The sequence below is a fragment of the Proteiniphilum sp. UBA1028 genome, assembly GCF_002316955.1.
Taxonomy (GTDB): domain Bacteria; phylum Bacteroidota; class Bacteroidia; order Bacteroidales; family Dysgonomonadaceae; genus Proteiniphilum.
Genome location: NZ_DCEN01000006.1, coordinates 1 through 4,901, shown reverse-complemented (window position 1 = coordinate 4,901; position 4,901 = coordinate 1). Strand labels below are relative to the sequence as shown.

The following is a 4,901-nucleotide window of genomic DNA, read 5'->3' as shown; positions in this document are numbered from 1 at the left end:
TCTGTCTGCCGATTGTTAATTGTATGGTGTCACTACTTATTGCCTGTAACTTGTTGTTTACGTTTTAAATATACAACTTTCGTAAATAACTGATTTATAACATTCGTGTATAATTATCGATGTGAAAATGTTTTGTATTTATATCATATTGTTTATCTGTTTGTTATGCTTTAATTAAAATATTTTATATTTTTGCATATACGAATGTTACATAAAATCAAGGACGATGAAAACAACGGATTTGTTGAGCGAATTTGAACGGAAAATGATCGTACAGCGATACAGTTCCAACTCCATTCAAAACTACAAGAGCGCAGTGAGGTGTTTCCTGCAACTGGCCCAAAAAAAATATAATCACCCACTGGAGATAACGGAAACGGAGATCGAGAAATACTTGTTCTGGAAAATTGAAAAACATTGCATCGGAACCTCTTATCAACGTTTGATCGTGGCCTCAATAGATAAGTTTTATCTTTCCATGTTCAACAGACAACTCAACATCAAACACCTGTATCCGCGCACGAAGAACAAAAGTCTGCCGGTGTACCTGACTGCCCGGGAGGTGAGCCGCTTGATGGCTAAAGTGACCAACCCGAAGCACAAATGTATCGTCCAACTGTTATACGGATGCGGACTGAGGTTAAACGAACTGCTTCACCTGAAGCTGACCGATATAGACTCAAAGAACAAAATTATCCTGATCAGAAATGCCAAAGGGGGTAAGGACCGGGTGGTGATGCTTTCTCCTCTGTTGCTGGAGTCTTTAAGAAGTTATTATAAAACACATCATCCTGAAGTATATCTGATTGAGGGACAGGGTGGGGGGCTTTACTCGGAGAAGAGTGTGCAGACCATTGTTAAAAATGCAGCTTCGAAAGCGGGCATCACCAAAAAGGTGACCCCTCATACCTTGCGACACAGCTTTGCCACCCACCTGCTGGAGAATGGAACGGACATACGCTATATCCAGGACCTACTCGGCCACAAATCGGTGAATACGACCGAAATTTATACGCACATTACCGATATTGCGCAGTCAAGAATAAAAAGCCCGCTCGATCTGCTCTGATATAGGAAGCGGCTAATGTTTTTTATTCAATTCGAGGATATGAACCTATGTGGAATTATTTGATTACAAAAATAATTGTACCTTGCAGCATTGTTGTCTTTTTATGTATACTTGATAATTATTGACGTATGACTCACACACCACTGAAACGAAAAGAGGATATCGGACTGTCGCCGTATGAGTTGAAATTCCGGGGAAGGCATCGTTCCCAAGAGGTGGAGATGTCCGTTTTTGATATCGACACAGAATCTGTGAAGGAAGAAACAATCCACTCCATAGAAGAGCTTCGGAAGTATAAAGACTCGGGTACGCTCACCTGGCTGAATATTGACGGACTGCACAATGAGAAACTGATGGGGGAATTGGCGGATAACCTGCACATTCCGACCGAGATATTGTCGGACGTGATGGAGCCGGGTACACGTCCTCAGACGGAGGAACTCGACAACGGCCTCTTTGTCTCCATCAAAATGATGCAGTTCAACGATGCGTTGAATCAGGTGTCAATCGATAATCTGAGCATTGTGTTGCTAAACAATATGTTAATTACGTTTCAGGAAGAAAAGAGCGATCTCTTTAATCCAATAAGAACCCGCCTGAGGAAGCACAATAAGAGATTTCGGGATTTGGGAACGGACTATCTTGCCTTTGCCCTGCTTGATGTGGTGATCGATAATTACATCTTTATACTGAGTGTGCTTGGCGAAAAAATTGAGACACTGGAGAACAAAATGGTGCTCAACCCCGATAGGGAAACCCTGAGAGCAATCAACTTGCTCAAGCACGAGCTTAGTGACCTGGGGCGTTATATAAAACCAGCCAGGGAGGTGATCTCCAGCCTCGTGAAAATGGATGGCGATTTTATCACTCCGAAAAACGACAAGCACTTTAAGGAACTTCAGGATAATATAAACCAGGCAGTGGAGTTGCTGGATTATTACCATGAGCTGCTGTATGACGTGCTCAACATTTACCACTCTTCCATGAGTACCCGGCTGAACGACATCATGGCACTGCTGACGGTCTTTTCCGTGATATTCATTCCCCTCACTTTTATTGTGGGTGTCTATGGAATGAATTTCGACAACATGCCTGAGTTGCATTTGCGACACGGCTACTTTATTGTTTGGGGAGTAATGATGCTGATTTCCATCGGCATGCTCTGGTATTTCAGAAGGAAAAAGTGGTTCTAAGGCTTAAACAGACAGGGCTTAATCCGGCAGTTGCCCAAACTGCGAACCAAGCCCTGTAGCATTCATACTATGGAAGAAGCTTTACATCTTGCCGCCGCCGTGTTTACTGATGTGGTCAATAACGGGGCTGATGTTAAAGTAAACTCTCTCTACGCCGAAACGGTTTTCCCCGAGTGAGAGATAATTCACCTTCAGATTTTTCAAGATCTTGTCCTCTCCGCCAAAGTTAAATCCAAGGAAGGGCAGAATATCGTATTCGTGTGCCACTTTGATCACGTAGAACGGTGTTTTGTCCGACATGCCGTCGCCGGTGCCGACGATGGCGTCCTGCACGATTCGTCGTTGTTGGGCTACCTTCTTATATTCTTCCGTATTGTTCTGTTGCGCATATACCAGCAGTTTCGCATTCAGTGCACGCAGATTGAACGGATCTTCCTGCAGCAGTGCATCGGAATACCGCAAAATAGTTGCGTAATCCTCTGCGATGAACGACTTTTTCGATAAGATTGCAGCCAGTTTGCCGTTGAATTCGGAGGTGTCGGTGGGAACATATCCCGGCTGGTACACATAGCCGAAGTAGAGATGTCTTCCTTCTTCCGGTGTCATATTGGTGGCTCCGGACTGATATTTTTTCATCAAATTCGGATAGTAGTAGGACGAAACCTGTTCTCTCACGTTTCTCTCTATCTGTGCAAAATCGGGGGCCTTAAAAAAGTCCTGTGATTGTGCCTGAAACATTACGAACATGCTGAGAGCAAATAAAAACAGTGATCTTTGCATAATATTTGTTTTAATTGTTGCGAAACAAAACAAATGTATTTTCTAAATTTCGTTTTGACAAAAAAACTCTCCTAACAAAGCTTAAAGAGATTGTTTCCCTGAAACGGTCACGCTCTTGTCGATCTTTGAGATTAATCCCTGCAGTACATTTCCCGGCCCCAGTTCTACAAACTCGGTAGCGCCATCGACAATCATCTGCTGTACGGACTGTGTCCATTTCACCGGAGAGGTGAGCTGGGCAATGAGGTTTTTCTTGATAACTGCGGGATCCGTTTCTCCCACGGTGGTGACATTTTGATAAACAGGACAAACAGGTGCCAACACCGGAGTAGCTTCAATCGCTTCCATCAGTTCCACCCTGGCCGGCTCCATGAGCGGCGAGTGAAAGGCACCGCCCACCTTCAGTGGCAAGGCACGTTTGGCACCGGCTTCTTTCATCAGCTCGCATGCTTTTGCGATGCCATCTGTAGATCCGGAAATCACAATCTGCCCGGGGCAGTTGTAGTTGGCCGCTACCACCACATCGTCTATTGATGCACAGATCTCTTCCACCTTTTCGTCGGGGAGTCCCAGAATGGCAGCCATGGTAGACGGATTCGCCTCACAGGCTTTCTGCATTGCCAGGGCACGGGCATGGACCAGCTTTAATCCGTCTTCAAACGACAAAGCTCCGGCTGCTACCAGGGCAGAAAACTCACCCAGGGAATGTCCGGCAGTCATGTCGGGTTTGAATTCTTCTCCCAGGGCCTTTGCCAGTATCACCGAGTGCAGGAAGATGGCCGGCTGGGTTACTTTGGTCTGACGAAGATCTTCGTCGGTGCCGGCAAACATCAGGTCGGTAATCCGAAAGCCCAGTATTTCGTTCGCCTTCTCGAAAAGATCTTTCGCTAAGGGCAGCGTATCGTATAACTCTTTTCCCATGCCCACAAACTGGGCCCCCTGTCCGGGGAATACGTATGCTTTTTTCATATTTTTGAATCGTTATTTTCGTTTAGATAATTAATGATATTAACAGGTCAGTCCCGTTTTTGTTTTTCCCTGATCTCCACGCGGCGTATTTTACCGCTGATGGTCTTCGGCAACTCATTCACAAACTCAATCACCCTTGGGTATTTGTAGGGAGCGGTCACATTTTTTACATGATCCTGAATCTCTGTGGCCAGCTCATCGCCTGCTTTCGATTTGTACTCCTCCGCCAACACAATGGTGGCTTTGATCACCTGCCCGCGGATCTCGTCAGGGACGCCGGTAATGGCACACTCCACCACGGCAGGATGGGTCATCACGGCACTTTCCACCTCGAATGGCCCGATGCGGTAGCCGGAACTCTTGATCACATCGTCGGTGCGGCCCACGAACCAGTAATAACCGTCTTCGTCACGCCAGGCCATGTCGCCAGTATGATACACATGGTCGGCATAGACCTGTTCGGTAAGTTCTTTATCCCGGTAATATCCCATGAACAAAGACAGGGGGCGCTTCTTATCGGTATAGAAGACGATCTCTCCCTGTTCGCCGTCCTCGGCAGGCCGTCCGTCGTGCGTGAGCAGGTCCATCTTGTAGAGTGGGTTGGGAACTCCCATGGAACCCGGCTTGGGCTCAATCCAGGGGAAGGTGATGATGGTGGGCGCCGTCTCGGTCTGGCCGAATGCTTCCATCATCTTGATGCCGGTCTGCTTGTAAAATGTTTTAAATACCGACGGGTTGAGCGCTTCTCCGGCTGTGGTACAATACTCCAGAGAGGAGAGGTCGTACTTGCTCAGATCTTCGCGGATAAGAAAACGGAAGATGGTGGGAGGAGCACAGAACGAAGTAATCCTGTAGGTCGAAATCATGCGGAGCATGTCATCGGGGATGAA

The 4,901-nt window shown here is 46.5% G+C and carries 5 protein-coding genes; 2 read left to right on the top strand and 3 right to left on the bottom strand.

From position 1 onward, the window contains the following. Positions 1-226 precede the first annotated feature (226 nt). Entirely contained in the window at positions 227-1,069 is an 843-nt protein-coding gene (gene xerA / locus B3Z75_RS00840; protein WP_294066699.1) for a site-specific tyrosine recombinase/integron integrase, read from the top strand. 128 nt (positions 1,070-1,197) lie between these two features. Then, complete coding sequence (gene corA, locus B3Z75_RS00835; RefSeq protein WP_294066696.1) at positions 1,198-2,262, top strand: magnesium/cobalt transporter CorA; 1,065 nt, start codon at positions 1,198-1,200, stop codon at positions 2,260-2,262. 81 nt (positions 2,263-2,343) lie between these two features. Here corA and B3Z75_RS00830 read toward each other — a convergent pair whose 3' ends face one another. The 3 genes from B3Z75_RS00830 to B3Z75_RS00820 form a co-directional block, all read right to left on the bottom strand. Next, on the bottom strand, positions 2,344-3,042 hold the full coding sequence (locus B3Z75_RS00830) for a DUF4919 domain-containing protein (protein WP_294066693.1): 699 nt from the start codon (positions 3,040-3,042) through the stop codon (positions 2,344-2,346). Between the two features lie 81 nt (positions 3,043-3,123). Beyond that, on the bottom strand, positions 3,124-4,011 hold the full coding sequence (gene fabD, locus B3Z75_RS00825) for an ACP S-malonyltransferase (protein ID WP_294066691.1): 888 nt from the start codon (positions 4,009-4,011) through the stop codon (positions 3,124-3,126). A 47-nt stretch (positions 4,012-4,058) separates the two neighbouring features. Beyond that, positions 4,059-4,901: AMP-binding protein (locus tag B3Z75_RS00820; protein ID WP_294066688.1), on the bottom strand; the 843-nt coding region annotated here is incomplete at its 5' end.